26 protein-coding genes and 2 pseudogenes are annotated in these 23,745 nt (G+C 65.2%); 18 read left to right on the top strand and 10 right to left on the bottom strand.

Features of this window, described 5'->3' with window-relative positions; translation table 11 throughout:
- Positions 1 to 38: 38 nt before the first annotated feature.
- The 10 genes and pseudogenes from exeG to exeN all read left to right on the top strand — a co-directional run bounded on the left by exeG (position 39) and on the right by exeN (position 5,942).
- The gene (gene exeG / locus PG887_RS06555; RefSeq protein WP_010675723.1) at positions 39 to 470 is read left to right on the top strand and encodes a GspG family T2SS major pseudopilin variant ExeG; all 432 of its coding nucleotides are present in this window, start codon (positions 39 to 41) and stop codon (positions 468 to 470) included.
- 47 nt (positions 471 to 517) lie between these two features.
- On the top strand, positions 518 to 1,081 hold the full coding sequence (exeH, locus tag PG887_RS06550) for a GspH family T2SS minor pseudopilin variant ExeH (RefSeq protein ID WP_010675722.1): 564 nt from the start codon (positions 518 to 520) through the stop codon (positions 1,079 to 1,081).
- A 74-nt stretch (positions 1,082 to 1,155) separates the two neighbouring features.
- A complete protein-coding gene (gene exeI, locus PG887_RS06545; RefSeq protein ID WP_010675721.1) occupies positions 1,156 to 1,500 on the top strand; it encodes a GspI family T2SS minor pseudopilin variant ExeI in 345 nt (114 codons plus the stop codon).
- A gap of 44 nt (positions 1,501 to 1,544) precedes the next feature.
- Complete coding sequence (exeJ, locus tag PG887_RS06540; protein WP_045522074.1) at positions 1,545 to 2,186, top strand: GspJ family T2SS minor pseudopilin variant ExeJ; 642 nt, start codon at positions 1,545 to 1,547, stop codon at positions 2,184 to 2,186.
- Between the two features lie 25 nt (positions 2,187 to 2,211).
- Positions 2,212 to 2,286 (top strand): annotated as a pseudogene (locus PG887_RS06535) (type II secretion system protein GspJ); the annotation flags it as partial.
- A 25-nt stretch (positions 2,287 to 2,311) separates the two neighbouring features.
- Positions 2,312 to 2,386, top strand: a pseudogene (locus PG887_RS06530) (type II secretion system protein GspJ); the annotation flags it as partial.
- Positions 2,376 to 3,401 (top strand): GspK family T2SS minor pseudopilin variant ExeK, encoded by a 1,026-nt coding sequence (exeK, locus tag PG887_RS06525; RefSeq protein WP_270821371.1) that lies wholly within the window; start codon positions 2,376 to 2,378, stop codon positions 3,399 to 3,401. The pseudogene PG887_RS06530 and the gene exeK, both read left to right, overlap by 11 nt.
- A gap of 113 nt (positions 3,402 to 3,514) precedes the next feature.
- Complete coding sequence (gene exeL / locus PG887_RS06520) at positions 3,515 to 4,699, top strand: GspL family type II secretion system protein ExeL (protein WP_081331954.1); 1,185 nt, start codon at positions 3,515 to 3,517, stop codon at positions 4,697 to 4,699.
- Complete coding sequence (gene exeM, locus PG887_RS06515) at positions 4,696 to 5,187, top strand: GspM family type II secretion system protein ExeM (protein ID WP_010675717.1); 492 nt, start codon at positions 4,696 to 4,698, stop codon at positions 5,185 to 5,187. The genes exeL and exeM overlap by 4 nt, the downstream gene beginning before the upstream one ends.
- Positions 5,184 to 5,942 (top strand): GspN family type II secretion system protein ExeN, encoded by a 759-nt coding sequence (gene exeN, locus PG887_RS06510; protein WP_104454789.1) that lies wholly within the window; start codon positions 5,184 to 5,186, stop codon positions 5,940 to 5,942. Before exeM ends, exeN begins: the two co-directional genes overlap by 4 nt.
- Before the next feature lie 48 nt (positions 5,943 to 5,990).
- Here exeN and PG887_RS06505 read toward each other — a convergent pair whose 3' ends face one another.
- Complete coding sequence (locus PG887_RS06505; protein ID WP_270821370.1) at positions 5,991 to 6,800, bottom strand: helix-turn-helix transcriptional regulator; 810 nt, start codon at positions 6,798 to 6,800, stop codon at positions 5,991 to 5,993.
- Between the two features lie 145 nt (positions 6,801 to 6,945).
- Here PG887_RS06505 and tyrS point away from each other — a divergent pair, with 145 nt between their 5' ends.
- Positions 6,946 to 8,211 (top strand): tyrosine--tRNA ligase, encoded by a 1,266-nt coding sequence (gene tyrS / locus PG887_RS06500; RefSeq protein ID WP_270821369.1) that lies wholly within the window; start codon positions 6,946 to 6,948, stop codon positions 8,209 to 8,211.
- On the opposite strand, the gene PG887_RS06495 is transcribed toward tyrS, so the two are convergent.
- Positions 8,206 to 9,111, bottom strand: coding sequence for a LysR family transcriptional regulator (locus PG887_RS06495; RefSeq protein ID WP_223933107.1), 906 nt, complete (start codon positions 9,109 to 9,111; stop codon positions 8,206 to 8,208). The two genes, tyrS and PG887_RS06495, sit on opposite strands and share 6 nt — an antisense overlap.
- A gap of 116 nt (positions 9,112 to 9,227) precedes the next feature.
- Here PG887_RS06495 and PG887_RS06490 point away from each other — a divergent pair, with 116 nt between their 5' ends.
- A complete protein-coding gene (locus tag PG887_RS06490) occupies positions 9,228 to 10,334 on the top strand; it encodes an NADH:flavin oxidoreductase (protein WP_270821368.1) in 1,107 nt (368 codons plus the stop codon).
- A gap of 79 nt (positions 10,335 to 10,413) precedes the next feature.
- Here PG887_RS06490 and yrfG read toward each other — a convergent pair whose 3' ends face one another.
- Positions 10,414 to 11,082 carry a GMP/IMP nucleotidase gene (yrfG, locus tag PG887_RS06485; RefSeq protein ID WP_257706979.1) on the bottom strand — a complete coding sequence of 223 codons (669 nt, stop codon included), beginning with the start codon at positions 11,080 to 11,082 and terminating at the stop codon, positions 10,414 to 10,416.
- A gap of 147 nt (positions 11,083 to 11,229) precedes the next feature.
- Between yrfG and nudE the strand changes: the two genes are divergently transcribed.
- The 3 genes from nudE (at position 11,230) to PG887_RS06470 (ending at position 14,375) form a co-directional block, all read left to right on the top strand.
- Entirely contained in the window at positions 11,230 to 11,838 is a 609-nt protein-coding gene (gene nudE / locus PG887_RS06480) for an ADP compounds hydrolase NudE (protein WP_039040577.1), read from the top strand.
- Positions 11,839 to 11,882: 44 nt separating this feature from the next.
- Positions 11,883 to 12,695, top strand: coding sequence for a 3'(2'),5'-bisphosphate nucleotidase CysQ (cysQ, locus tag PG887_RS06475; RefSeq protein ID WP_010675709.1), 813 nt, complete (start codon positions 11,883 to 11,885; stop codon positions 12,693 to 12,695).
- A gap of 411 nt (positions 12,696 to 13,106) precedes the next feature.
- Entirely contained in the window at positions 13,107 to 14,375 is a 1,269-nt protein-coding gene (locus PG887_RS06470; protein ID WP_029314815.1) for an aromatic amino acid transport family protein, read from the top strand.
- 82 nt (positions 14,376 to 14,457) lie between these two features.
- Here the strand turns inward: PG887_RS06470 and PG887_RS06465 are convergent, their stop codons facing one another.
- From PG887_RS06465 to metJ, 3 genes are all read right to left on the bottom strand, one after another.
- Entirely contained in the window at positions 14,458 to 14,796 is a 339-nt protein-coding gene (locus tag PG887_RS06465) for a tRNA-binding protein (protein ID WP_270821367.1), read from the bottom strand.
- 84 nt (positions 14,797 to 14,880) lie between these two features.
- A complete protein-coding gene (locus PG887_RS06460; RefSeq protein WP_104456013.1) occupies positions 14,881 to 15,639 on the bottom strand; it encodes an AraC family transcriptional regulator in 759 nt (252 codons plus the stop codon).
- Positions 15,640 to 15,674: 35 nt separating this feature from the next.
- Positions 15,675 to 15,998: a met regulon transcriptional regulator MetJ gene (gene metJ, locus PG887_RS06455; protein ID WP_005327165.1), complete on the bottom strand. Its 324-nt coding sequence runs from the start codon at positions 15,996 to 15,998 to the stop codon at positions 15,675 to 15,677.
- 223 nt (positions 15,999 to 16,221) lie between these two features.
- On the opposite strand from metJ, the gene metB reads away from it, so the two are divergent.
- A complete protein-coding gene (metB, locus tag PG887_RS06450; protein ID WP_052815522.1) occupies positions 16,222 to 17,400 on the top strand; it encodes a cystathionine gamma-synthase in 1,179 nt (392 codons plus the stop codon).
- Positions 17,400 to 19,853 carry a bifunctional aspartate kinase/homoserine dehydrogenase II gene (locus PG887_RS06445; protein ID WP_270821366.1) on the top strand — a complete coding sequence of 818 codons (2,454 nt, stop codon included), beginning with the start codon at positions 17,400 to 17,402 and terminating at the stop codon, positions 19,851 to 19,853. The genes metB and PG887_RS06445 overlap by 1 nt, the downstream gene beginning before the upstream one ends.
- A gap of 67 nt (positions 19,854 to 19,920) precedes the next feature.
- Here the strand turns inward: PG887_RS06445 and PG887_RS06440 are convergent, their stop codons facing one another.
- Complete coding sequence (locus PG887_RS06440) at positions 19,921 to 20,610, bottom strand: LrgB family protein (protein ID WP_010675703.1); 690 nt, start codon at positions 20,608 to 20,610, stop codon at positions 19,921 to 19,923.
- Positions 20,603 to 21,004: a CidA/LrgA family protein gene (locus tag PG887_RS06435; protein ID WP_039040574.1), complete on the bottom strand. Its 402-nt coding sequence runs from the start codon at positions 21,002 to 21,004 to the stop codon at positions 20,603 to 20,605. The genes PG887_RS06440 and PG887_RS06435 overlap by 8 nt, the downstream gene beginning before the upstream one ends.
- A gap of 128 nt (positions 21,005 to 21,132) precedes the next feature.
- Here PG887_RS06435 and PG887_RS06430 point away from each other — a divergent pair, with 128 nt between their 5' ends.
- Complete coding sequence (locus tag PG887_RS06430) at positions 21,133 to 22,008, top strand: LysR family transcriptional regulator (protein ID WP_039040573.1); 876 nt, start codon at positions 21,133 to 21,135, stop codon at positions 22,006 to 22,008.
- A gap of 15 nt (positions 22,009 to 22,023) precedes the next feature.
- Here the strand turns inward: PG887_RS06430 and PG887_RS06425 are convergent, their stop codons facing one another.
- A complete protein-coding gene (locus PG887_RS06425) occupies positions 22,024 to 22,854 on the bottom strand; it encodes a substrate-binding periplasmic protein (RefSeq protein WP_223933103.1) in 831 nt (276 codons plus the stop codon).
- Positions 22,838 to 23,671 (bottom strand): hypothetical protein, encoded by an 834-nt coding sequence (locus tag PG887_RS06420; RefSeq protein WP_270821381.1) that lies wholly within the window; start codon positions 23,669 to 23,671, stop codon positions 22,838 to 22,840. Before PG887_RS06420 ends, PG887_RS06425 begins: the two co-directional genes overlap by 17 nt.
- Positions 23,672 to 23,745: the final 74 nt, after the last annotated feature.

The following is a 23,745-nucleotide window of genomic DNA, read 5'->3' as shown; positions in this document are numbered from 1 at the left end:
GATGGTTCATGCCATCTCATTTCGTGAGGGAGTCAGTCATGCAAAAGCGTCGTCAATCGGGTTTTACCCTGCTGGAAGTGATGGTGGTCATCGTGATCCTGGGGATCCTGGCCAGCCTGGTGGTGCCCAACCTGATGGGCAACAAGGAGAAGGCAGATCAGCAAAAAGCGGTCTCCGACATAGTGGCGCTGGAAAACGCCCTCGACATGTACAAGCTGGACAACAACCGCTACCCCACCACCGAGCAGGGGCTGGACGCTCTGGTCAACAAGCCGACCGCATCCCCTGAGCCGCGCAGCTACCGTGAAGGGGGCTACATCAAGCGCCTGCCGCAGGATCCCTGGGGCAACCAGTACCAGCTGCTGAGCCCGGGCCAGTTCGGCAAGATCGACATCTTCTCCATGGGGATGGACGGCGAAGCCGGGACCGATGACGACATCGGCAACTGGAACCTGAAGGACTTCCAATAAGTGATTCCGCCGCGTCGTGCTCACTGCGCCACCCCGGGGCTGCCTGCATGAAGGTAGCCTCTTCTGCCCGTCACCAGGCCGGTTTTACCCTGCTGGAAGTGTTGCTGGTCGCCATGTTGATGGGACTGGTGGCGACCGCCGTCACCCTCAGCATGGGGGGCGCCAGGGGGGATCGGGAGCTCGACAAGCAGGCGCGCCGCTTCATGGCGACCCTGCAGCAGGCCCAGGAGTATTCGGTCATGGATGGCAGGCTGCTGGGGCTGCGGGTCGAGGAGAACGGCTGGCAGTTTATGTCCCGGGATCCCAAGGATCGCAAGTGGCGCGCCCTGACCGGTGACAAGTTGCTGGGGCCGGTGACTTTGCCGGAGGGGATGACCCTGGCGGTGGAGCTGGAAGGTTTCAACTGGCGTACTGCGTCGGATGAACGCCAGGAGCAGGGTCGGGACGAGCGCGAGCGGACACCCCAGATCCTGGTCTTTCCGGGGGGAGAGCTCTCTCCCTTCGTGCTGACCCTGAGCCAGCAGGACGAGGATCTGCACTACCTGCGCACCGTCAGGGGGGACGAGTTCGGTCGTCTCTCCCTGCTGCAGGATGAAGAGGAAGAAGAATGAAGAGCGCCAGGCCCGCAGGGGGCGTTCTAGCGCGTCGCACCGCTCTGTCGGGCGGCCCCGCCTGGGTGCGCGGCATGACGCTGCTGGAGGTCATGGTGGCCCTGGCGGTGTTTGCCATCGCCGGGCTGGCGGTGATGAAGACCGCGAGCGAACACCTGGCCGGCCTCAATTATCTGGAGCAGAAGACCCTGGCGACCTGGGTGGTGGAGAATCAGCTGGTGCAGCAGAAGCTCGAAGGCAAGTGGCCGGGAGACAGCTGGGTGGAAGGGGACGAGGAGATGGCCGGGCAGACCTGGTACTGGCGCTATCGCGGCGTCGCCACGGCGGACAGCAACTTCAGGGCGCTGGACATGGAAGTGCGCACCGCGCCCAAGGCCGACAGTCCGGTGGCCATGATCCGGACCTATCTCAGCCGATGAACATTCATCAACGTGCGTCCATGATCCGGAGCCGGTGTCAGCCGATGATCCAGAGCAACACCCACCCATCGTGCCACCGCGGCTTCACCCTGCTTGAGATGCTGGTGGCCATCGCCATCTTCGCCACCCTGAGCCTGGGGGCCTATCAGGTGCTGCAAGGGGTGCTGACCAGCGACGAGGTGGCCAAGCGCAAGGAGGCCCGCCTCTCGGAGCTTCAGCTCGCCTTCAGCCTGCTGGAGCGGGACGTCACCCAGATGGTGCCGCGCAGCGGTCGCATCGACGGCGAGAACAACAAGGTGCTGCTGGCGGCGTCCCGCTTCGGCCAGCAGAGCGACGACTGGGGCATGGCCTTCATTCGCGGCGGCTGGCTCAATCCGGACGGCATACTGCCGCGCTCCGGCCTGCAACGAGTGGGTTGGCGTCTCAAGGGGCAGACCCTGGAGCGGTTGAGCTACCTCTATCCGGATCCGGCCATTGGCACCGAGCCGCGCATTCAGCCCGTGCTGACCGGCGTGACGGCGCTGCGCCTCTATTTCTACGACAAGGGACAGTGGAAGGAGGAGTGGACCCAGCGCGACCTGCTGCCCTACGGGCTGGCGGTGGAGCTGGAGCTTGAAGACTACGGCACCATCCGTCGCCAGTTCCTGATCGGAGCCGGTGGCCAGAGGGCAGAGAATGGTAACTGATCGTCGTTTTCCCCTGTCCGTCACGGAGGATGACGGCACTATTCGACGTCGCCAGTTCCTGATCGGAGCCGGTGGCCAGAGGGCAGAGAATGGTAACTGATCGTCGTTCTCCCCTGTCCGTCACGGAGGATGACGGCACTATTCGACGTCGCCAGTTCCTGATCGGCGCTGGCGGTCAGAGGGCGGACAATGGCAATTAAGCGCGGCCGGGGCCGATCCCGCACTACACTGGGCCGCCAGGGGGGCATGGCCCTGCTGGTGGTGTTGCTCATCCTCGCGGTGATGGTGATCGTCGCCAGCAACATGAGCGGCCGCCTGCAACTGGAGCTGCGTCGCACCGCCAACCTCACCCTGGGCAAGCAGGCCTGGTGGTATGCCATGTCGGCGGAGGCCCTGGTGATCAAGGTGCTGAACCAGGACTTCAAGGATGACCCGGATCGGGTGAGTCTGGGACAGAACTGGGCGCGGGAGGACGGGGTCTTCCCGGTGGAGGATGGCACTCTCTCGGGCCGGGTGCGGGATCTGCAATCCTGCTTCAACCTCAACAGCCTGAGCGTGCCCCTCAAGGAGGGGGAGAACGGCGACGATCTCGAGGCCCAACCTTACCAGTTCAAGGTGTTCCGGGCCCTGCTCGCCCAGCTCGAGGTGGATGATTACGAAGCGGTACAGCTGACGGACGCCATCCGCGACTGGACCGACAAGGATACCCAGCTGGTCTCGAGCAACGGGGCCGAGGATGCCTACTACGAGGGACTCAATCCCCCCTACCTGGTGGCTAACCAGCGGATGCTGGGCACCGACGAATTGCGGGCGGTGCGCGGGGTGAGCGCCAGCCTGTACGCCCGGTTGGCCCCCTATGTGTGCTCCCTGCCCAATGACAAGCTGGTGGTGAACATCAACACCATCCGGCCGGAGCAGGCGGCCCTGCTGGTGGGGCTCTACCAGGGGAAGATCGGGCTGGACGATGCCAAGCGGGTGCTGACCAGCCGCCCCAAGAAGGGGTGGAAGAACAAGCAGGAGATGACGGAGCAGTTGCAGGTTCAGCCGGGTGCCATCACCGGGCTGGATGGCGCCCTGGACATCAAGAGCAGCTTCTTCGAGGCCCGCCTGCTGGCGGAGGTGGGGGAGGCCCGCGCCAGGCTTGAGACCGTCTTCCAGCGTGGCAAGGACAACAAGCTGGTGATGCTGCGTCGCCTGAGCGGCGGCGCCGAATAACAAGGGGGCGTGGGGCGGTTTCAGCTGCCCTGCGCATCCCCCGATTGGACTGCAACCCATGGCTGTGCGCCCGCCCCCCTGAGGGAGGAGCGGGCATGGCAGGAGAGACATTAGTGAGCGAGAGTCTGGTCATCCGTCTGGGGACCAATGCGCAGCAGCCAGTGCACTGGCTGGTCTGGTCGGCGCAGGAGCAGGAGATCATCGCCTCCGGCATCCTGGCCTCGGCGCACGCCCTCGGCGAGCTGCAGGAGCGTGCCGGTGGTCGCCCCGTGGTGACCCTGGTGCCCGGCAGCGATCTTATCTTCCGGCGGGTCAATCTGCCGGGCAAATACAGCCGCCAGAGTGCGGCGGCCCTGCCCTATCTGCTGGAGGAGCAGATCGCCTCAGACGTGGACGATCTGCACCTGGTGGTGCTCGGCCATCAGGGCCGCGAGGTGGATCTGATGGCGGTGGACAAGGGGAAGATGCACTCCTGGCTCGGCTGGCTGGAGCAGGCAGGGCTCAAGACCCTGCACCTGCTGCCCGACGTGCTGGCACTGCCGCTCGTCGCCGATGGCTGGTCAGCCCTGCAGCTGGGGGAGGAGTGGCTGGTCCGTCAGGGCCCCCGTCAGGGCATAGTGGCGGAGGAATCCCTGCTGGCCATGCTGCTGGCAGCGCAGACCGAACCCGTCACCCTGCACTGCCATACTCCCATCCCCGCCATGGCGGCGGGCAACTGGCAGGGGGCTGACCCGGAACTGCCCATGCTGTTGCTGGCGAAAGGGGCGTTGACCTGCCAGGCCAACCTGTTGCAGGGGCCCTATCGTCCCCAGACCGAATACGCCCGCTACTGGTTGCAGTGGCGCAAGGTGGCGGTGCTGGCAGGCGTATTGTTGCTGGTGGCCCTGGTGCAGCGCGGTGTGCATCTGCACCAGCTGGCGGAACAGGACAAGGCCCTCAAGGCGGAGATCCGGCAGGTCTACACCCGGATCTTCCCGGGGGAGACGCGCATCGTCAACGTGCGCAGCCAGATGACCCAGCACCTCCAGCAGTTGGGGCAGGCTCCCCAGGATGGCGTCCTGTTGCTCCTGACCGAGCTGGCCCCGGTGTTTGCCGAGGTGCCCGGCCTCAAGCCCGAAGTGCTGCGCTTCGATGCAGCCCGGGGCGAGCTGAGGTTGCAGGTGACGGCCCCCGGCTTCACCGAGATCGAACGTTTCCGCGAGCTGGCGGGCAAGCGCTTCGAGGTGCAGCAGGGTGAGGTGCGAAGCACCGAAGGCAAGGTCGAAGGGGCGCTGGTGCTCAAGGGGAGGTCGTCATGATGGACAAACTGCAGAGCTGGTGGCGCGGCATCAGTGCCCGCGAGCAGCGGCTGGTGGCGGTGGGGGGCAGCGTACTGCTCATCGGGCTCTTCTACTGGGCGATCTGGCAGCCGGTGGCAAATCGCATTGCCGAGCGCGAGCGGCAGGTGGTGAACCAGCAGCAGACCCTGGCCTGGCTCAAGGAGAAGGGACAGGAGGTGCTGGCGATGCAGGGGGGACAGGGGCGCCAGATCGATACCGGCGGTACCCTGGACGGCGTGGTGAACCGCACCGCCTTCAACCAGAAGATCAAGATTGCCCGCTTGCAGCCCCAGGGTCAGGAGCTGCAGGTATGGATAGACACGGTGCCGTTCGATGATCTGCTGATCTGGCTTGCGACCCTCTCGGATCAATACGGCGTCCAGGTGCAGATCATCGAGCTGGCCCGCGAGGGGCTGGCCCCCGGGCTGGTCAAGGTCAGACGTTTGCAGTTGAGTCGTTCCCAATGAAGCGAAAAATAGTGATCGCCAGTCTCTTCCTGCTGGCCTATCTCGGTTTCCTGCTGGCCCAGTTGCCAGCATCCCTGGTGGTGCGCCATCTGCCGCTGCCCCCCAATCTGGTGCGGTTGGAGGGGGTGAGCGGCACCCTCTGGAGCGGTCAGGCCGCCCGGGTGCAATATGCCAGCGAGTCCCTCACCCAGTTGCGCTGGGATCTCGATGGCTGGTCCCTGCTGCGGCTGGCACCCGAGGTGTCGGTGCGCTTTGGCGAGCGCAGCGGACTCAACGGGCAGGGGATCCTGGGTTGGAACGGTGCCGCTTTCGGGCGCGACATCACCCTGAATGCACCGGCCCCCTGGGTGCTGGAGCGGGTGCCGATGAGACCTCCCTTCCCGCTGACGGCGGTGGGTCAGTTGCAGCTCAAGATCGACCAGTTTGCCCAGGGCAATCCCTGGTGCGACAACCTTTACGGGGATCTTCACTGGTATGACGCACAGGCGGACACCCCGGCGGGCAAGCTGGCCCTGGGGGATCCCGAGATCACGCTCACCTGTCTCGACTCCCGGCTGGTGGCCGAGATCAAGCAGGGCTCGGAGGCGGTGCAGGTGCTGGGCAAGCTGGAGTTGCAGGCCAATCGCCAGTACCTGTTCCAGGGCACCCTGAAACCGGGTCCCGAGCTGCCGGACCAGATGAAACAGGGGCTCCCCTTCCTCGGCCAGCCCGATGGGCAGGGGCGCTTCCCGCTGCGTTATCAGGGCCGCATCTGACGGCGTTGCCCATGGTTTGAACCACCCCGCCCCGGCGGGGTGGTGTCGTTATAGGGGCGCGCCGGCTGGCGCCGTGATGAGGTGATTGAGGAAGAAGCTGAACAGCTCGGCCCGGGAGTGCAGGTTCAACTTGGCGTAGAGATGCTTGCGGTGATTCTTCACCGTGCCGCAGCCGATGCCGAGCGCACCGGCAATGGCCTCGGTATCCAGCCCCTGCAACAGCAAACCCGCCACCTGGCGCTCCCGCCGGGTTAGCTGATCTCCCCCCACACTGGCGATAGCCTGCTCCACGGCTCCCTTGAGGTCAGTGCCATCTGACCTGGCCGGGCTGCGGGCCAGGCGGGGTGTCTCTTCCCGCCAGTGCTGGCGACACAGGGAGTGGACCAGCGGGAACAGTGCCTCCAGCCTGGTCAGCTCGTCACGGCTGAGGGAGCTGCGCTTGTCGAGGCGGCCCAGAAACAGCATCAGGGTGAGGCCGCCGCGCACCGGCAGGATCAGCCCCACCTCCTCCTGCCAGCCGGTGGCCTGATAGAAGTGGTGGCGATACTCGGGGTCGAGCCGCCCCCGCGACACCTGCGCCAGGGTCCAGACCCCGGCACCCAGCCCCTGCTCCAGCGCCTGCATGAAGGGATCCTGACTGAAGTGGCGTGTGAGGTAGCGGTCGAATAATAGGGCCCGCTGATGATGCAGGTTGTCGTAGAGGTAGACGGGGCGCAGCCCCACCCCGAGCAGCAGGGCACAGTCGAACGCCACCTGTTGCTGGATGAGGCGCACCAGGGCTGCCGGGAAGCCGCTGCCGTGCAGGGCATCGACGGCGGCGGTCAGGCTCAGGGTATCCGTGGCAGGAGACGGGGGCATGGCGATGGGCTCCGGGTCAGGGAATGGTTTCCCCACGATGGCAGGATGCTAGCACGGGAGTGGCAAAACTGTCCCCTGAGGGACATATCTGCCAGCACCGCAAACGGAGAGGATGGCCCTCTTTCTCTTGCTGTTGGAGCCCTCCATGACAAATCCTCACCTGCTCGATGAGCTGACCCAGCGCGGCCTGGTGGCCCAGAATTCCGACCCGGTGGCGCTGGCCGACCATCTTGCCACCCCGCGCACCGTCTATTGCGGCTTCGATCCTACCGCTGGCAGCCTGCACATCGGCCACCTGGTGCCACTGCTGATGCTGCGCCGCTTCCAGCTGGCGGGCCACACCCCGGTGGCCCTGGTGGGCGGGGCCACCGGCCTTATCGGCGATCCCAGCTTCAAGGCAAGCGAGCGCACCCTCAACAGCGCCGAAACGGTGCAAGGCTGGGTCGCCAGCCTGTCGGCCCAGATAAGCGCCCTGCTGACGGCGAGCGATGGGCTGGCGGCGCCGCTGCTGGTCAACAACGCCGACTGGATGGGGCAGATGTCCGCCCTCGATTTTCTGCGGGACATCGGCAAGCACTTCTCGGTCAACGCCATGCTGGCCCGCGAATCGGTGCGCCAGCGCCTGGCCCGCCCGGATCAGGGGATCTCGTTCACCGAGTTCTCCTACGCCCTGCTGCAATCCCAGGACTTCGCCGTGCTCAACCAGCGCTTCGGCTGCACCCTGCAGATCGGCGGCAACGACCAGTGGGGCAACATCACCAGCGGCATGGATCTCACACGGCGGCTGCATCAGGCCCAGGTCTATGGCATGACGCTGCCGCTCATCACCAAGGCCGATGGCACCAAGTTCGGCAAGACCGAGGGGGGCGCTATCTGGCTCGACCCGGCGCTCACCTCCCCTTACGCCTTCTACCAGTTCTGGCTCGGCACCGCGGACGAGGATGTCTACCGCTTTCTGCGCTACTACAGCTTTATGCCGCTGGCCGAGATTGAGGCGCTGAAGGCGGAGGATGCGAAGCGGCAGGGGCGCAAGCTGGCCCAGCAGATGCTGGCGGACGAGCTGACCGAACTGGTACACGGCAAGGGGGCGCTGGCGGCGGTGCAACGTATCAGCGAATCGTTGTTCAGTGGCGAGGTAGCGCGCCTTGGGGAGAGCGATCTGGCCCAGCTGGCCCAGGATGGCATGCCAAGCAGCCCCATCAAGGGGGAAACGGATCTGGTGACCCTGCTGGTGGAGTGCGGCCTGGCCAACTCGAAGCGGATCGCCCGCGAGCTGCTGGCGGCGGGGGCCGTCAGCGTCAACGGTGCGATCCGCCGGGATGAGCCGCTCACCGCCGACGATCGGCTGTTCGGCCGCTACCTGCTGCTGCGCCGGGGCAAGAAGCAGTACCACCTGGTGATCTGCTCATGAAGGGGTGAGCGCCTCGATGACGTAGTCGAGGAAGTGGCCGACCAGGGCCGACTCGGCCCGGCGCTGGGTATAGAGGGCGTAGAAATGGGCCCCCTTGGGGCGATAGTCCGGCAGCACTTCGCGCACCACCCCCTCGGCCAGCTCGGCCGCCACCAGGTAGCGCGGCAGGCGGGCTATCCCCAGTCCCTGGCGCATCCCCTGGTGAATCGCCTTCTTGCTGCTGAAGGCCAGTTCGCCCGCTACCTCGAGAGGGATCTCGCGCCCCTGGGCAAGCAGGGGCCAGCGCTCGTGGCGGCCGTACTCCTGGCTGCGGGTGATGAGGCTGTGCTGGTGCAGATCCTGCGGTGTGCTGAGGGGCGGGTGGCGGTCGAGGTAGTCGGCGCTGGCGCAGAGCACCAGATCGTCCACCGCGATGGGGCGCGCCAGGTAGGGCTGGGTGCCGAGCTCAGTGCTGCGAAACGCCACGTGCAGGTTGTCGCGCAGCAGGTCGGCCGGGGTATTGCTGAAGTCGGCGATGATCCGCACCTCCGGGTGGTCGGCGCGAAAGCGCAGCAGCACCGGAGTCAGCACCACTTCTCCCCAGAGATCCGGCGCCGTGATGCGCAGCTCCCCGCACAGTGCCGAGCGGCGGCGCTGCAGGCCGTCCAGCAACTGCTCGTGCAGGGCGATCATCTGGTCGGCCTGGCGGTAAGCGAGCTCTCCTGCGTCGGTCAGTTGCACCCGGCGGGTGGTGCGACTCAGGAGCACGCTGCCGAGGCTCTGCTCCAGGTGGCGCAGATCTTTTGACGTCTTGCTCGGGGTGATACCGAGCTGGGCCGCCGCCGCCGCGAAGGATCCGCAGCGGACGATGGCGACCAGCAGGCGCATCAGGTAGAGGGTGTCGAGCTTGTGGTGACTCATGAGGGGTGGCCTATTGTGTCTTGCTGGGAATGAATGTTTTGCTTGAGTGCCTGATTATATCCTCATAGCCCGGGTTTATAGTGGCCGCCATACCATTGCGATCCCGGGAGAGGACGATGAACAAGACACTGGGCGACAGCTTCCACTTCGAGCGAGCCGGATTGCGGCTCAAGAACCGGGCCGTGCTGGCCCCTTTGACCCACAACATGAGCGGCGCAGGCGGTGATCCCGGCCAGGCCGAGCTCGACTGGCTGGCGCGCTGCGCCCGTGGCGGCTTCGGCCTGCTCATCGCCGCCGCCACCCAGGTGCGGCCCGGCGGACGCTGCTGGGCGGGGCAGCCTGCCCTGATGACGGACGCCCAGCAGCAGGCCTTCACGGCCCTGGCCGACAGTGCGCGGCAGGCCGGGGCACTGGCGGTGGTGCAACTGCATCACGGCGGGATGCGGGCTCTGCCCGAGCTGAACGACGGGGCGCCGGTCGGCCCGTGCGCGCTGGCGCCGGGCGGGCGTTACCCCCTCGGGGTCAAGGGGCTGAGCGAGGAGGAGATTCTGACGCTCATTGACGCCTTTGTGAGCGCTGCGGAGCGGGCCCATGGCGCCGGCCTGCACGGGGTCGAGCTGCACGCAGCCCACCACTTCCTGCTCTGCAACTTCCTCAACCCCCTGCACAACCGGCGCACCGACCGCTGGGGTGGCAGCCTCGCGAACCGGGCGCGGATCCTGGTGGAGATAGTGCGCGGCATTCGCGCCCGTCTACCCCGGGGTTTCCTGGTCGGGGTGCGTCTCTCCCCCGAGAGCTATGCCCATATCCAAGGCATCGAACTGGCCCATCAGCTGGCGGTGGCGCACCTGCTGGCGAACGAGGGGATCGACTACCTGCACTTCTCCATGGGGGACAGCTTCAAGGCGGTGGCGGGGGATCCCGACGGCGGCGCCCTGCTGGAGGCGGTAAGGGTCGGGTTGGCCGGGCGGGTGCCGCTCATGGTGGCGGGCAAGATTAGCGACGCAGATTCGGCGGAGCGGGCTCTGGCCGGCGGCGCCGATCTGGTGGCGGTGGGCACGGCGGCCCTTGGCAATCCGGACTGGATGGAACGGGTGAGCCGCGGCCTGCCTCTGCATGCAGCCCCTTTCACGGCGGCGCACCTCACGGAGGTTGGCTTCACCCCAAGCGCCCTCGACTACCTGGCTGGCATGGGGGTGCTGGCCCCGCGCGATGCGGCCTGAGGGCTTTCATGAACGGTATGCGCTCGGCAGGCTGTTGAGCTGATGTGACAAGGCCCTCGTGAAGAGGGCCTTGTGCGTGTCAGGCGCCGAGAGGGAGCAGGTCGGCGTAGTCGTCGAGCGCCGGGAAGTGCTGGAAGGTGAGCGGCGGCATCTGGCTGTCGGGGTGACGGATGCCGAGCTGGTGGGCGATGCCGAACTCGGCCGAGGCGGCCAGGATCCGCTCGCTGTCATCCACGAAGAGGGTGCGGGCCGGGTCGAACGCCAGCCGCTCGGCCAGTGCCTGCCAGCAGTGCTGGCTCTCCTTCGACCACCCGAGCTCATGGGTGCTCACCATCAGATCGAGGTGCTGGGCGAGGCCGAGGCGTGCATCCTTCACCGACAGACTGGCGGGATGGGCATTGGTGAAGAGTACCACCTGCTTGCCGGCGGCCTTGAGTGCGGCCAGGAAGGGAATGACGTTGGGGCGCCACTGGATCTTCTCCAGGATCTCCTGTTTGAGGGCGCGGATGTCGAGCCCGAGCGTCCGGGTCCAGTAATCCACGCAGTACCAGTCGAGGGTGCCGTTGACCGCATGATAGTGGGTGTCTATCTGCGCCTTCGCCTCGGCCAGCGGCAGGCCGAGTCGCTCGGCGTAGCGCGCCAGCACCAGGGTTTGCCACAGGTGGCTGTCAAAATGGAGATCGATCAGGGTGCCATCCATGTCGAGCAACACGGTATCAATCTGGTGCCAGGGCAGGGGAGTCGACATGGGGCCTCGCGATGTCTGTGGTGATGGGAAAAACGGGGCGCATTATAACGGATTTTTCAGGCATCTTTCCCCTCTTTGCCCCGTGGTGTTCGGCAGGGGAGTCGTTTACTCTTGAAACACGATTTTTTAACGAGCAGTCAGCCCCCGATGAGCGATCCCCACAAGCGCAATCCCGTCCACCTCAGTGTCGAGACCATGGCCCATGACAAGAGCAAGCCGGAGATCCTCAAGGCCGAGATCGTGGCCGAGAGCCGGTTGTTCAAGGTGGAGTCCCTTCACCTGAAATTCTCCAACGGCGAGGAGCGGGTCTACGAGCGGATGCGCGGCGGCAACCGGGGTGCCGTCATGGTGGTGCCCCTGTTCGATGCCCACACCCTGCTGCTGGTGCGCGAGTACGCGGCGGGCACCCACTCCTACGAGCTGGGTTTCCCCAAGGGATTGATAGACCCCGGTGAAAATGCCTTCGAGGCGGGCAACCGGGAGCTGATGGAGGAGGCGGGCTTCGGGGCGAGCAGCCTGACCCTGCTCAAGCAGGTGTCGCTGGCGCCGGGGTATTTCTCCAGCCGGATGGACATCTTGCTGGCGCGGGATCTCTACCCCGAGCAGCGGGTCGGTGACGAGCCCGAGCCTCTCGAGGTGATCCCCTGGCCCCTCAACCGGATCGACGAGTTGCTGGCACGACCGGACTTCACCGAGTCGCGCAGCATCAGTGCCCTGCTGCTGGCCAGCAAATGGCTGGCGGAGCAGGGAAATTAGCCCGCAGAGGGTCTGTTTGGTAATCAGAGGCAGAGGTAAGCACCATGCAGGAGTTGTTGGCCTGGATACCCGAGGTCAAGGAGATCGCCCGTGAGGCGGGCAGGATCCTTCACGAGATCTATCGCGGCGGTCAGTTCGAACGCCAGTTGAAGGAGGATGCGACCCCGGTCACCAGTGCCGATCTTGCTGCCGATGCCTACCTCAAACAGGCGCTGGCAGCGCTCACTCCCCATGTCCCCGTGCTGACCGAAGAGGCGGCCGACATCCCCTTCAGCCAGCGTGCGAACTGGCGCCAGTACTGGCTGGTGGACCCGCTGGACGGCACTGGTGAGTTCATCGCAGGCAGCGGCGACTTCGCTACCCTGATCGCCCTGGTGCGGGACAATGTCCCGGTGCTCGGGGTCATCTATGCCCCCGAATCCGATCTGCTCTACTGGGCGGTGCGTGGTCACGGCGCCTTCAAGGAGGCGAACGGCGAGAGCCGTCCCATCAGCGCCATCCATCATGAACACGATCAGCCAGACTCCCTGGTGGTGGCCATCAGCCGCCGCCAGAAACTGGAGAACCTGACCCGTCGCCTCAACCCGGCCATCCACTACGAGCTGATCCCGCTCGGCTCCAGCTCCCTCAAGTCCTGCCTGGTGGCGGAAGGCGTGGCGGATTGCTACGTGCGCCTGGGCCCCACCGGGGAGTGGGATACCGCTGCCGCCCAGTGCATAGTGGAGGCGGCGGGGGGGCGCATCCTCAGCCTGGCGCTGCAACCGCTGAGCTACAACGAGACCGAGTCGCTGGAGAACCCGGACTTCATCGTGATGGGGGACCCGGATCTCGCCTGGGGTCGCATTCTGGCCCACTGACGGGTCGACCAGCTCGCAGGGAATGCAATCAGGCGACCACAGGGTCGCCTGATTGCATTGGTGTGATCCACTGGCTGGTTACGGGGATTTTAGGGAGATTCGCTAGTGATGGCGATAACGGCAGTGGATCATCACATCCAATCTGGCTGTACTGGCATAAATTTCATTTAATTCTGAAAACATGCATTTCATCGAAACAAAAAATCGACGTCGGTTTTAATTTTGGTTTTATATTCCTAACTTTTGGTTAATGTCAGGATTAATCGAATAATCCGGGGTGAAATTTCCTCCCAATCTCACTGGTGGAACAGGGCTTTGCCAGTGAGATCTGCCAGTCTCCCTTTTTGAGAATTAAATGCTAAAGGAGCACAATCTTTTTAGATTTTAATACTACGTAAAAGTGATTTATCGATGAGTTTATCTGCAGACGTCTCACGGGAGCTGTCCGGTTCCCCCTCCACCATGGCCAGCACCGGCTGGCGTCGCCACGACACCCATTGGGTCATCAGCCTGTTCGGCACCGCCGTCGGCGCCGGCATTCTGTTCCTGCCCATCAACCTGGGTCTGGGGGGGATCTGGCCCCTCATCATCGTCGCCGTGCTGGCCGGTCCCATGACCTTCCTCGCCCACCGCGGGCTGGCGCGTTTCGTGCTCTCGTCGTCGCGCCCCCAGGCCGACTTCACCGAGGTGGCCGAGGAGCACTTCGGCAAGATGGCCGGGCGCCTCATCTCGGCGCTCTATTTCCTCTCCATCTTCCCGATCCTGCTCATCTACGGCGTCGGGCTGACCAACACGGTGGAGAGCTTCATGGTCAACCAGCTCGGCCTGGCCTCCCCGGATCGGGTGATGCTCTCCGGCGTGCTGGTGTTCGCCATGATCGCCGTGATGCTGGCCGGCGAGAAGGCGATGCTGCGGGCCTTCGCCGTCATGGTCTACCCGCTGGCGGCTATCCTGCTGGCCCTCTCCTGCTACCTCATTCCCCAGTGGCAGTGGCCGGAAGTGACCGCCTTTGAAGGCACGAGCTTCCTCAACACCGTCTGGCTGGCGCTGCCGGTCACCGTGTTCGCCTTCAGCCACGCCGCCGCCATCTCGGGCTTTGCCAACGTGCAGCGCCGGGAGTACGGGGAGCAGGCCGAAACCAAGAGCGGCCTGATCCTGCGCAACACCACCGTCATGCTGGTGGGCTTCGTGCTCTTCTTCGTCTTCTCCTGCGTGCTGAGTCTCTCCCCGGCTCAGTTGGCCGAGGCCAAGGCCCAGAACGTCTCCGTGCTCTCCTATCTCGCCAACATCACCGACAACCCGGTGATCGTGACCCTGGGGCCGCTCATCGCCTTCATCGCCATCAGCTCCTCCTTCCTCGGCCACTTCCTCGGTGCCCGCGAGAGCCTGAAAAGCCTGATCGCCAAGCCCACCGGCCTGCCGCTGGCGAAGGCGGACAAGCTCGGCATCGCCCTGATGTTCTTCGCCATCTGGGGCGCCGCCATCATCAACCCGGGCATTCTGGGGTTGATGGAGACCCTCTCCGGCCCCGTCATCGCCATGATCCTCTTCATCATGCCGGTGGTGGCCATCTACAAGGTGGAGGCGCTGGCCCGCTTCCGTCACCGTTGGGTCAACGGCTTCATCCTGCTGACCGGTGCCCTGGCGGTCTCGGCCCTGCTGTTCAGCCTGCTGAAATAAGCCAGGCCGTCAGCATCAAACAAGAGAGGCGACCCCGGGGGTCGCCTCTCTTGCTTCTGCTTTCTGGTTGCCTTGCCGTGTCTCACCCCAGCTTGGCGCCGTTCTCCACCGCCTGCTCGGGGATGACGATCACCACGGCGCCATCCGGGCGATAGAAGCCGGTCAGCAGAAACTCCGACTGGATGGGGCCTATCTGCTTGGGGGGAAAGTTCACCACGGCGACGATCTGGCGGCCCACCAGATCCTCCGGTCGATAGAGGTCGGTGATCTGGGCGCTGCTCTTGCGCACCCCGAGCTCGGGGCCGAAATCCGCCCACACCTTGTAGGCGGGGCGGCGCTCCTCGGGGAAGGGCTCGACCCGCACCAGGGTGCCCACCCTGAGCTCCACCATCTCGAAATCCTGCCAGCTTATGGTCTGCATCTTGGCTCCTCGTTGCCCATACCTTGCATGAGCCTCAGCATGCCTCGAATGCCCGGGGATTGTCTTCGGCAAAGAGCCGACCGATTACGGCAGGCAGCCGTTTTGCCGGCGCCAGAGGGAAGGGGTCAGTCCGGTTTCGGCCAGGAAGCGCTCGGCAAAGGCTCCCTGGTTCTGATAGCCGCAGCGGCTGGCCACTTCGCCGACGGGCAGCCGGGTGCGAGCGAGCAGGGTGCGGGCCAGCGCCATACGCCGCATCCTGAGGTAGTGGGAGACGCTCGTGCCCACCTGCTGGCGAAAGGCGTGTTTGAACTGGCTCAGGCCGAGGCAGGCGATGGCGGCGAGTTCCTCGTTGGTGAGGGGGTCTGCGAGGTGGGCTTCCATATGACGCTGCACCTTGGCGATACGAGGGGCTATGCGGGGAGCGACGGCGGGGCCCATGCCGCGTCCCTCGGTCAGCAGCCCGAGCCACACCTGATCCATGCCGGCCACGTGGCGCCCCTCGGCCACCATGCGGTGCAGGAAGGCGAGGTAGTGGCGCTGGGCCTCATCCAGCTCGACGAAGGGGTGGTCCCCCAGGGCGGCCGGCAGCCAGTGACTCTCCTGCACCAGAAACACGTGCGCCGGGTCGGCGGCGTAGTCGTGGCGAAGGCCAGGGGCGATGATGCAGGCAAAGCCGGGCGCAAGCCGCCGCCCCAGGCCCTGCACCTCGATCTCGAGGGGGCCGACGAGGGGGATCACCAGCTGGGCGTGGTCATGACTGTGGCTCTGCATGTCGCTCTGGTAGTGACGCAGGCTGAAGGGGGAGGCGGCAGATAAGCATGACGCGGCACCGGGCCGCGTCATTGAAAGGGATGCATCGTTTGCCATGGGCAGCCGCATTACTCGGCGTCGAAGTCTTCGATCTCTTTGCCAAGGGCTTCCATGATGGCGCGGGCCTCGGCGGGGACGCTGTCCGGGTGATCCTTGCGCAGGTCGTCGTCACAGGGCAGCGGCTGGCCGGTGAAGGCGTGCAGGAAGGCTTCGCAGAGCAGCTCGCTGTTGGTCGCATGACGCAGGTTGTTCACCTGGCGACGGGTGCGCTCATCGGTCAACACCTTCAGCACCTTGAGCGGGATCGAGACGGTTATCTTCTTGACCTGTTCGCTCTTCTTGCCGTGCTCTGCATAGGGGCTGACGTAGTCGCCGTTCCACTCTGTACCCATGTTCCACCTGTAGTCGTTTGGCCGTGAGCGCGGATTTTAACCCTTAAGGAATTCAATGGCAATCCAACAGCAAAGCCATTTAGACGTCTAGAAGTGTTGACGGCTTTTTTAAGGTGGCGTAGTGTGGTGCACCATGGGCCGGCAGTCCGGCCAGCGAAAATGAGAGCGGGGCTGGACGACCCACGAGGCGGACCGGCTCCGGCAACCCATCAAGGAGAGTGACATGACCCACAAGGCCACCCTGGCGGTACGCACCGGGATTGAGACAGATACGCAGCACGGTGCCGTGGTGCCCCCCATCTACCTCTCCAGCAACTACACCTTTGCCGACTTTGGCGAGCCCCGTCAATACGACTATGCCCGCTCCGGCAACCCGACCCGCACCAATCTGGCGGATGCCCTGGCGGCCCTGGAAGGGGGGGCCGGCGCCGTGGTGACCGGCACCGGCATGGGGGCCGTTCACCTGGTGACCACGGCTCTGCTCAAGGCGGGGGATCTGCTGATCGCCCCCCACGACTGCTACGGCGGTACCTGGCGCCTGTTCGAGTATCTGGCGGCCAAGGGCCACTACCAGGTGCAGTTCGTGGATCAGGGAGACGAGGGGGCGCTGGCCGCCGCGCTGGCCCAGAAACCCGCACTGGTGTGGGTGGAGACCCCCTCCAATCCGCTGCTGCGGGTGGTGGACATCGCCGCCATCGCCGAGGCCTCCCACGAGGTGGGGGCCCAGGTGGTGGTGGACAACACCTTCCTCTCCCCCTTGCTGCAACAGCCCCTGGCCCTTGGTGCCGACGTGGTGGTCCACTCCACCACCAAGTACATCAACGGCCACTCCGACGTGGTAGGGGGTGTGGCGATCGCCAAGGATCAGGCTCTTGCCGACTCCCTGGTGTGGTGGGCCAACTGCCTGGGGCTCACTTCCGGTGCCTTTGACTCCTACCTCACCCTGCGGGGCCTGCGCACCCTGGCTCCGCGCCTGCGCACCCATCAGGAGAACACGGATCGCATCCTCGCCTTCTTGCAGCAGCAGCCGCTGGTCAAGCGGATCTATCACCCCAGCCTGCCGAGCCATCCAGGCCACGACATTGCGCGCCGTCAACAGTCCGGCTTTGGCGCCATGCTAAGTTTTGAGCTCGATTGCAACGAGACGGGGCTGCGCGCCTTCCTCGCGGGGCTGCGCCTCTTCTCGGTGGCGGAGTCCCTCGGCGGGGTGGAGAGTCTGGTGGCCCATCCGGCCAGCATGACCCACAGGGCCATGACCCCTGCGGCCCAGCAGGCGGCGGGTATCAGTGCCCAGTTGCTGCGCCTGTCGGTGGGGATCGAACACGGTGAGGATCTGGTGGCCGATCTGGCCCAGGGGTTTGAACAGGCGCAGTTGGCACAACAGGCAGAGCAGGTGAAGTAATGGAACAACAACAAGGAGAGTGTGTGGTGGCAACAGAGGCAGTCTTCAAGCGGCGCCATGTACACAAGTTCGGCGGCAGCAGCCTGGCGGATCCGGTCTGTTATCGCCGGGTCGCCAGCATCGTCGAGCAACAGGTGGGGGGCAACGAGCTGGTGGTGGTCTCCGCCGCAGGCAAGACCACCAACCGGCTGATCCAGCTGGTGGAGCTGGCGGAAGCGGGGGATGAGGCCGCAGGCGAAGCCATCACCGCCCTGCACGCCTATCAGCAGAGCCTGATCGACGGCCTGCTGGAAGGGGAGCTTCACCTCGATCTGAGCCAGCAACTGACGGACGACATGCAGCTGATCGCCAAGACCCTGGAGGGGCAGTTTGACCGCTTCGAGCGCAACGGCCTGCTCGCCTTTGGCGAGGTGTGGTCCGCCCGCCTGCTGGCTGCCCTGCTCACCAGCCGGGGTGAGGCGGCCGCCTGGCTCGATGCTCGCAGCTTCCTGCGCGCAGAAGACGGCGCCCTCATCAAGGTGGATACCGCCCTCTCCAGCGAGCTGCTCAAGGCCCGCCTGGCCGAGCACGCCGGTCGCATCGTGGTGACCGGCTTCATTGCCGCCGACATGGAGGGGCGTTCCCTGCTGCTGGGACGCAACGGCTCCGACTACAGTGCCAGCCTCCTGGCGGCGCTGGCGGACGGCGAGTCCACCACCATCTGGAGCGACGTGGCCGGGGTCTACAGTGCCGACCCGCGCCGGGTGAAAGAGGCGCGTCTGCTGGAGCGCCTGAGCCTGGCCGAGGCCAACGAGCTGGCGCGCCTGGGCTCCTCTGTGCTGCATTCGCGTACCCTGCAGCCGGTGGCCGACAGCCGTCAGCGCCTCACCCTGCGCTGCAGCTACAATCCGGACGAAGGCTGCACCCACATCCTGCGCCGTGCGCCCCGCTCCGGCGGTGCCCGCATCGTCTCCTCGGTGGATCAGATAGCCCTCATCGAGCTCAAGGTGCTGCCGCAGACGGACTTTGAGCAGACAGTGGCGGCCATCGAGGCCCATCTGGCCCGCCATCGCCTCCATCCGCTCACCCTGCAGCGCCAGCCGGATCGGCGGGTCCTGCGTCTGGCCTACACCCTGGAGGTGGCACAAGGGGCCTTCGAGGTGCTCCGTGACTTCCAGTTGCAGGGCAACTTTACCGGTCTCATCCAGAAGGAGGGGTTCAGCCTGGTCGCCCTGGTGGGGGCCGGCGTCACCGACAATGCCGAGCAGTGCCACCGTTTCTACCAGCTGCTGGCGGATCAGCCTCTGGAGTTCGTGCAGGTGGCCAAAGACGGCCTGAGCCTGGTGGCCGTGCTGCGCCAGATCGTGCTGGAGCCGCTGCTCATCGCTCTGCACAGTGCCCTGTTCAGCCGCCCGACCCGGGTCGGGCTGGTGGTGTTCGGCAAAGGCAATATCGGCGGTCACTGGCTGGGGCTCTATGCCCGCGAGAAGGCGCGCCTCGAGCATGAGCTCAATCTGGCGCTCACCCTCTACGGGGTCTTCGACTCCAAGGGCGGGCTGCTGGACGAAGAGGGGCTGGATCCCCTCAAGGTACAGGACAACTTCCATCCCAAGCCACTCATCTGGCCGGAGCTGCTCTCCCAGCTGGAGCAGCACAGTTTTGACTCCCTGATCGCGCTCGACATGACCGCCAGCGAGACGGTGAGCCGCTACTACCCGGACTTTGCCCAGCTCGGCATCCACATCATCGCCGCCAACAAGTTTGCCGGTGCCGCCGACAGCGAGTTTTACCAGCGCATCAAGCAGACCTGCCGCGACCATCAGGTGCAGTGGCGCTACAACGCCACCGTGGGGGCCGGGCTGCCCATCCAGTCCAGCATCCAGATGCTGCGTCAGAGCGGTGACCGCATCCAGGGGGTCTCCGGCATCTTCTCCGGCACCCTCTCCTGGCTGTTCCAGCAGTATGACGGCACTCGCCCCTTCTCCGAACTGGTGGACGAGGCGTGGCAACACGGCCTGACCGAGCCGGATCCCCGGGAGGATCTCTCCGGTCAGGATGTGCGCCGCAAGCTGCTCATCCTGGCGCGGGAGGCGGGCTTCGAACTCGACTCCGCCGACATCGAACTGGAGAACCTGGTGCCGGTGGCCCTGCGCAAGGTGAGTGCGGATCAGTTCATGGACAGGCTCAAGGAGCTGGACGATCCCATCCTGACCGCGTTCGAGGGGGCGCGCCGGGTCGGCAAGGTGCTGCGCTATGTCGCCCGCTTCGAGCACGACGGCAAGGCCCGCGTCGGGCTGGAGGCGCTGGAGCCCCATCACCCGTTTGCCAACCTCTTGCCCTGCGACAACGTGTTCGCCATCGAGAGCGACAGCTATCGCACCAACCCCCTGGTGATCCAGGGGCCGGGAGCGGGCCGGGAAGTGACGGCCGCCGCCATCCAGTACGATCTCTGGCAGATCTGCGCCAGCCTCTGAGGCTGCGTGACACGATGCAATGAGAAGAGGCGCCCCAGGGCGCCTCTTCTGTTATCGGGTGGCGGAGTTACCAGAACAGCCGGCCCAGGAGGGGGGCGAGCAGCACGGTGGCCATGCCGGCGATCATCATCACCATGCTGGAGACCACCCCCTCCTCGTTGCCCATCTGATAGGCCCTGGCTGTCCCGGCCCCGTGGGCCGAGGCACCAAAGCCCGCGCCTTTGCCTAGGCGGCTGCGGATGGCGAGCACGGTGAGCACGCTTTCTCCCACCGCCATGCCGATGACGCCGGTCAGCACCACGAACAGAGCGGTGAGATCGGCGTTGCCACCCACGGAACGGGTCGCCTCCACCGCGAAGGGGGTGGTGATGGATCTCATGGCCATGCTGCGCTGCAACAGCTCGGAGAGGTTGAGCCAGCGGGCCAGCAGCACTGTGCTGCCCACCGCCATCACCACGGACGCCACGACCCCGACCGAGAGGGAAAGCCAGTGGCGGCGCATCAGCTGGCGATTCTCGTAGACGGGCACCGCGAAGGCGACGGTGGCAGGGCCCAGCAGCCAGAGCAGCCAGTGGGATTCGGCCATGTAGTCCCGGTAGGGAATGTGGAACAACATCACCACGGCCACCAGCAGGGTGGGGGCCAGCAGCAGCGGCATCAGGGGCAGGATGCGCTTTTTGCCATAGAGCCACTTGCTGGCGTAGTAGAAGAGCAGGGTCAGGGCGAAGCAGAGCAGGCCGAGCAGGGTGTCAGACATGGCGGCGACTCCGGCGGGCCAGCTTCAGCTCGAGGCGATAGACCCTGTCCACCACCAGCGCCGTGGTGCCGAGCACCAGCACGGTGCTGACGATCAGGACCACCATGATGCGCCACCCCTCCTGCAGCAGCAGCTCCTGATAGTTGACCACGGCCACCACGGCGGGGACGAAGAAGAGCAGCATCTCCGCCAGCAGCCAGCGGGCCCCGGCACTGAACCACTGGGCCTTGACCACCCCGAGCAGGATGCAGACCAGCAGCAGCAACATGCCGGTGAGGTTGGCGGGCAGGGGCAGGTGCAAGGTGCGCACTGCGATGTCGGCCAGCAACCAGATGGCCGCCAGCAGGGCGATTTGGAAGGGGGTTTGCAACCAGCGAAGGCAGAGGGTTTTCATGGCAAGCGTCTTTCTGTGAACCTGCTCACAGTATAGAGAGGGACCAAACCTGCAAAAAATGAATTTAAATTATCAAAATCATGCCAAAGAGGCATGATTTAGCCAGCCATCCCCGTCAAGAGAGCACCATGGATATTCGAGCCCTGCGTTACTTCGTCGAGCTGGTGCGGGAGCAGAGCTTCACCCGCGCCTCCGAGAAGCTGTTCGTCACCCAGCCCACCATCAGCAAAATGATCCGCAACATGGAAGAGGAGCTGGGCCAGCCCCTGCTGAGCCGGGTCGGCCGCCGCTTCACCCTGACCGACAGCGGCCAGGTGCTGTTCAATCGGGCCCAGACCATCCTGGCGGAGATGCAGCAGCTGGAGGCGGAGCTGGCGGATCTGCAGAGCCTGCAATCCGGGCGTCTTGCCCTTGGCATCCCGCCCATGGTGGGTCATGTCTATGCGGATCTCATTCGTACCTATCGCAGCCGCTACCCCGGTGTGGAGCTCTCCATCGTCGAATATGGCGGGCGGCGCATCGAGCAGGCGGTGCTGGCGGGGGAGCTGGATCTCGCCATCACCATGCTGCCGACCAGGGAAGAGGGGGCCCTCTGCGCCCTGGATCTGGACAGTTACCCCATCCGGGTGGTGCTGCCGGACCTGCCCCGCTGGCGCGAGGGGGGCGAGATCCGGCTGGAGGCTCTGCGGGACGAACCCTTCCTGCTCTATACCCAGGCCTTCACCCTGAGCGAGCGGCTGGAGCAGGCCTGCGAGCAAGCCGGGTTCGTGCCCCAGGTGGCGGCCCGCAGCAGCCAGTGGGACTTTCTCACCGCCATGGTGCGAAGCGGCATGGGGGTCGCCTTCCTGCCAGAGCCCATCTGCCGGCGGCTGACGCCGGATGGGCTGGTGTTGCGCCCTCTGGCCCCGGCGCTGAGCTGGCGACTCGGGGTGATCTGGCCAGGGGATCGCTACCTCTCCCGCACCGCCGAGGCCTGGCTTGCCCTGTGCCGCGAGCAGGGCTGAGGAGCGGGTCTGGGGTTAGGGGGTCCCCGGTGACGCCATGCCTGTGACGAAGCGGGCATAGGCTGCGGAGTGTCGCACCTCCTCAATCTCGTCCCACACCTGTTGGCTGAGATCGGGGTGGGCTTGATGGAAGGGGTGGGAGAAGATGAGGTAGTAGGGTTTTTCGACCAGGGGAGGGGTGATCCGCTCGAGTGTGGCCTGCAACTGCGGGTGGGCGGCCAGGGTCCGTTCTGCGACCCCGGTTTGCAGGGCGGCGGCAACGGCGCGCTGCATCGCGACCTTCTTGAGCAGGATCAGTGGTTCCCTGCTGGAGTCATCCACCCTGACACCGCTCTCCTGCAGCTGGGCGACGATGGAGAAACCGGACTGCGCCGCAATGACGCCATGGGCGACGAGCTGCCGGCCATCCCAGCGAACCTGTCCGCCTTTTGGCTGGTAGAGGCTGTAGCTCTCGGTGAGCAGGCGCTTGGCGGGATCAGGTGCCCCGTGTCGCATGGGATAGACCCCTATGGTGCGAGCACGCTCTTCGCTGTAGCTCAGCTTGACGGCGGCATCGAGCTGGCCCTGGCTGACGAGGGAGAGGCAGCGTTTCCAGGGAAGGGGGGTGAGAATGATGGGGTGCCCGATCCGGTTTGCCACCTCCTTGAGGTGGAACTGCACTATCCCCTCGCCGGACATCAGCAACCAGGGAGGCGAATCACTGTTCTCCATGCAGGCACGAATGCTGCCGGGGGCGGCCATGACGCAGGTCGGCAGCAACCAGAGCAGCAGCGCCAGGCAGAGAGTGCGCAAGGGGAGCCTGCCTGACAGGGGAGAACCGGCGAGCCAGTCAGGGAGCGATGCCAAAGTCATCCCTCATCGGGTCATAGAGATAGGAGCGGTAGTCGGTGCTCTCGTCGGGCAACTGCGGGTTGGTCAGCCGGAAGATCTGGCGTGAATCGAGCCGGGCAAAGACCAGGGAAGGCTGGAAATGATGGCGCCAGAGGCGCTGCAGGGAGCCATCTTTCCAGGCCAGTTGCAGGCCGCGCAAAAGGCGCTCGCGCTCCTTGCTGTAGGTGGCGTGGCTGTAGAGGGAGTGGATGAGCGGATAGAAGAGGGCGACATGGCTATCCACGGTCAGCCCCGGCAGGCCGGGTCTGTGGTTTTTCCACTCGCTCAATATCTCGTTGGCACCACGGCAGAAGAGATCGATCCGGCCACGGGCCACCAGGCGAAACAGTGACTCATAGTTATCCACCTCCTGCACCCTGAAGCCGTTGTAGCGCAGGATGTCGGCATCCCGCCAGCCTGTGCCCACCCCTTGCGTGAACTGCTGCAACTGGGGCAGGGTGTGAACCCCGGCCAGGGCCTGGGCACGGGCGCTGCCGACAAAACAGACCCGGTAGCCGAGCACACCCAGATCGATGGGGAAGGGGACCAGGGTGACGCCGGGTTGAGGGATCTCCTGGGGCCAGCTGTCGACGATGAAGAGGGCATTCTTGCCCGGCGTTTGCACTTCGAGCCGCATCCTCGCCTTGTTCATCCTGATGGCGTCGAGCAGTTCATAGTCGCCGTAATCGGGCCGTGTTTTCTCCAGCGCCAGCCGCATCGCCGCCCGGTAATAATTCATGCGGACATCCTGTTGGGTTTCCCCTGTGATCAGGGTGAAGCGGGTGGCCGCCATCGTGAGGGACGGGAGGGAGAGGGCGAGCAAAAGGAGCAGGATTCGATGCATCTTGACCGGGTTCGGCAACGGGA

This window comes from Aeromonas sp. QDB14, assembly GCF_027707845.1.
GTDB lineage: Bacteria > Pseudomonadota > Gammaproteobacteria > Enterobacterales > Aeromonadaceae > Aeromonas > Aeromonas caviae.
Note: the sequence above shows the minus strand (reverse complement) of the source record. Positions and strands in the feature narration are given on the sequence as shown.